This is a genomic window from Kitasatospora sp. MBT63 (assembly GCF_000710465.2).
GTDB lineage: Bacteria > Actinomycetota > Actinomycetes > Streptomycetales > Streptomycetaceae > Kitasatospora.
Map to the genome: position 1 here is coordinate 1 of NZ_JAIZ01000504.1, position 3,038 is coordinate 3,038.

Annotated in this window: 2 protein-coding genes; one reads left to right on the plus strand and one right to left on the minus strand. The window is 73.1% G+C overall.

Features of this window, described 5'->3' with window-relative positions; genetic code table 11:
- Positions 1-257: 257 nt before the first annotated feature.
- Positions 258-1,769 (minus strand): aminotransferase class V-fold PLP-dependent enzyme, encoded by a 1,512-nt coding sequence (locus AA75_RS27050; protein WP_082526857.1) that lies wholly within the window; start codon positions 1,767-1,769, stop codon positions 258-260.
- Between the two features lie 441 nt (positions 1,770-2,210).
- On the opposite strand from AA75_RS27050, the gene AA75_RS27060 reads away from it, so the two are divergent.
- Positions 2,211-2,477 carry a hypothetical protein gene (locus AA75_RS27060; RefSeq protein ID WP_149038403.1) on the plus strand — a complete coding sequence of 89 codons (267 nt, stop codon included), beginning with the start codon at positions 2,211-2,213 and terminating at the stop codon, positions 2,475-2,477.
- Positions 2,478-3,038 lie beyond the last annotated feature (561 nt).

Sequence of the window (3,038 nt, forward strand, 5' to 3'; positions counted from 1 at the left end):
TTGCCACCAGCGGAAATCCCTTAACTACCCGGCTTTGGGGCCTGACCCCGGCTGTTGGACACCAGAGACACTTGGATCTTGAGGATCTGAGGACCGGAGTCCTGTACTGATGGTGATGACGCACTACCCGACCGAGTAGAAGGCGGACGCGGTCGCGTTGTACCGGTCCAGGCCCGGGGCGACGATCACGTCGGTCGCCGCGGACCTGGGCATATTGCGCAGCGTGACCATCGCTGGGCTTCGGGGGTGCCGGCGGGTCAGGTGGTCCGGAGGTGGTCGATGGCTGATTGGACCTCTTGGAGGAGGGTGTCCACGTCGTCGGTGGTGGTGAGGTAGTTGCAGACGCAGGCGCGCAGGACGGTTTCGCCGTCGTGGCAGACGGTGGCGAGATAAGCGTGGCCACGAGCCTGGACGCGTGCGGCCACCGCCGTGTGAAGGTCCGCTCGCGTGTCCGGGAGGCCTGTGCCGCGGCAGTCAGCCAGACGGAAGCAGACCACGGGCAGTGGGCCCTGGTTGCACAGCTCCATGGCGGGGTGCTGCTGGATGCGCCGGCGCAGGTATTCGGCGAGGTTCTGGTAGTGCTGGAGGAGGTCGGTCACTCCGGAGCGGCCGAGCTGGCGCAGGGTGGCCCACAGGGTCAGGGCGCGGGTGCCGGGGCGGGTGAGCTCGATGGTGTAGTCGGACATCCAGGGCCAGTCCTGGTCGCCGTCGAGGTAGGAGGCGCGGAAAGCGAACGCGTCGCGCAACCGGGCGGGGTCGGTAACCAGGGCCGCGCCGCAGCCGACCGGTACCGACAGGGTCTTGTGCGGGTCGACCGTCAGGGAGTCGAGGTCGGCCACACTCCGGTAGAGCGGGGCCAGCTCGGGCACGAGGGCGCCGAGGCCGCCCCAGGCGCCGTCGCCGTGGTGCCACATACCCTGGCTGCGGCACACCCGGGTGATCGCCTCGATCGGGTCGACGGCTCCGCAAGCGGTGCTGCCGAGGTTGGACACGACGCAGAACGGCAGCAGGCCACGGGCGCGGTCCGCTTCGACCATCGCCTGCAGGGCCCTGACGTCCATGCGCTGGTCCGAGGCGGTGGGCACAGTGCGCAGCCGCCATGGCGGCAGACCGATCACGGCGGCGGCCTTGGCGACCGACATGTGGGCCTGGTCGCTGTGGTAGGCGGTCAGGCGGGCGTGGGTCTGATCGTAGGCGGGACCGTCGGTGGCGTCTTGGCAGCGCAGGACCCAGGTGCGGGCGGCGCCGAGGCAGAGCAGGTTGGCCATCGACCCGCCGCTGGTCAGCACCCCGCCGGTGGTCGCTGCCATGCCGGCCAGCGAGGCCAGCTCGCGCACCACTCCTCGTTCGAGATCCATCAGCGCGTGCTCGCCCATGCCGCAGGTCGCGTTGATGGCGGTGGCCAGCAGTTCGGCGATCACCCCGGCCGGGGATGGCGGTGAGTTGATCCAGGCGAAGAAGGCGGGATGTCCGTTGCCGGTCGGGTACGGCGCGATCGCCCGGTCGACGAACTCCAGCAGGGCTCCGAGGACCTGGCCCTCCTGCGGCAGCGCTCCGGCCGCCAGATCCTGCCGGTGCGCCGATGGGACGGGCCGGGCCACCGGACGCTCCGTGATCTGCCCGAGGTAGCCGACGACCCAATCGGCGGCGGCAGCCAGCTCGTCACGGAACACCTTCGGGTGCACGGCCAGCGGCCCGGCGCCGCCCCCGGACTCCCACTGGTCCGAGGGCAGGCGAGGCGGGTTGCTGGTCTTCGACGGTGTCGACATCGGACGGTCGCACTTTCGCTCAGGAAGTCGGCCGGACGGCCATGATCCAGAACGACTGCCACCCGCACCGGTAACGGTCCCAGCTCAGCCCGAACCCGCCGCCCCGATTCCTGCGCCCGACGAACCGGAGGCCGACCACGAGGCCCGAAGGTTCCGTCCCCAGCGCCCCGGGGAAACAGAGCCGAAGACCGTACAGATCCCACGTCACGCCAGACGGGGATCCACCCTGGTGGCGTCTCAATGCGCGGCGTCACCACGCCGCGAGTGTCCCAGACACCACCGACACCCGCCGGGGCGCGGCCGGGCGCTGCGAGACGCTTCGGTTGAAGCGCCCCGGTACGAAACTCGGGCCGCCGGCGGGCCGCCCCGCGGGCGAGGTCCGGCGCTGCCGGGCGGGCCCCGGGGTCGTGCCGGGTGGGATGGGCGGATCCGCAGGTCCGGATGGACGGTCTTCCCGAGAGGTTCCGGGGTGACGCCCCACTGGCCGCCGTGAGGTGGTGGACCAGCGCCATGCCGCGGCCGCTCTCGGCGTCCGGTCCGGCGTCGATCCGGCACGGCATCGTGCGGGACCCGTCACAGACGCTGATCCGCACCCGGCCGCCGGTGATCCGCTCCACGCTCACCAGCATCCGCCGCCGGCACCCGGTCTTCACCGCGTTGCCCACCAGCTCGCTGACGACCGGCTCCCCCGCCTCGACGAGGTCGTGAAGGTCCCAGGCGCGCAGCGTGCTGCGCACCAGGCGGCGGGCCGCGGCGGCGGAGGACGGCTCGTACGGCAGCAGCACCCGCACACAGTCCCCGACGGCCGCGGCCCGATCCCGATCCTGGGCCTGGGCCTGTGGCCGGTTCCGGGTGGCGACGGTCGCGGTCCGGGCAGCGGCGGCCGTGTGCCGGGCACCCGCCGACCGGACGGTGGCCTGCGGTCGGGCTATCGGGTGCGTGGTCACAGCACTCCGGGATCCTCCGAGGGACGGCGGGCGGTGCGCGGCCCGACGGGGGCGGGCCCGCACACCGGCCCCAACACGCCGCCCACACCCCGCGACAGGGCAACGCGACAGCACCCCACCCACCACCAGAACAGCCCCCGGGGCGGCCTGACGGCCCCCCAGCCGTCCGGCGCCGGGGCGCAGCGGCGGGCACGGCCTGGACGGCGGCGCAGCGAGGCGGGGACGGGGACGGCAGCCGCCCAGTACCTGGCCCGCGGGGCTACTGCAGCGCGCCGAGCCCGGTCCGGCACGGCCGGCGGGCCGCCGCCGGCCGGGAGGGGCG

Excerpts from the sequence above, each read along its gene's own strand:
- AA75_RS27060 (WP_149038403.1), top strand. The coding sequence starts at position 2,211 with ATGGACGGTCTTCCCGAGAGGTTCCGGGGTGACGCCCCACTGGCCGCC.
- AA75_RS27050 (WP_082526857.1), bottom strand. The coding sequence starts at position 1,769 with ATGTCGACACCGTCGAAGACCAGCAACCCGCCTCGCCTGCCCTCGGAC.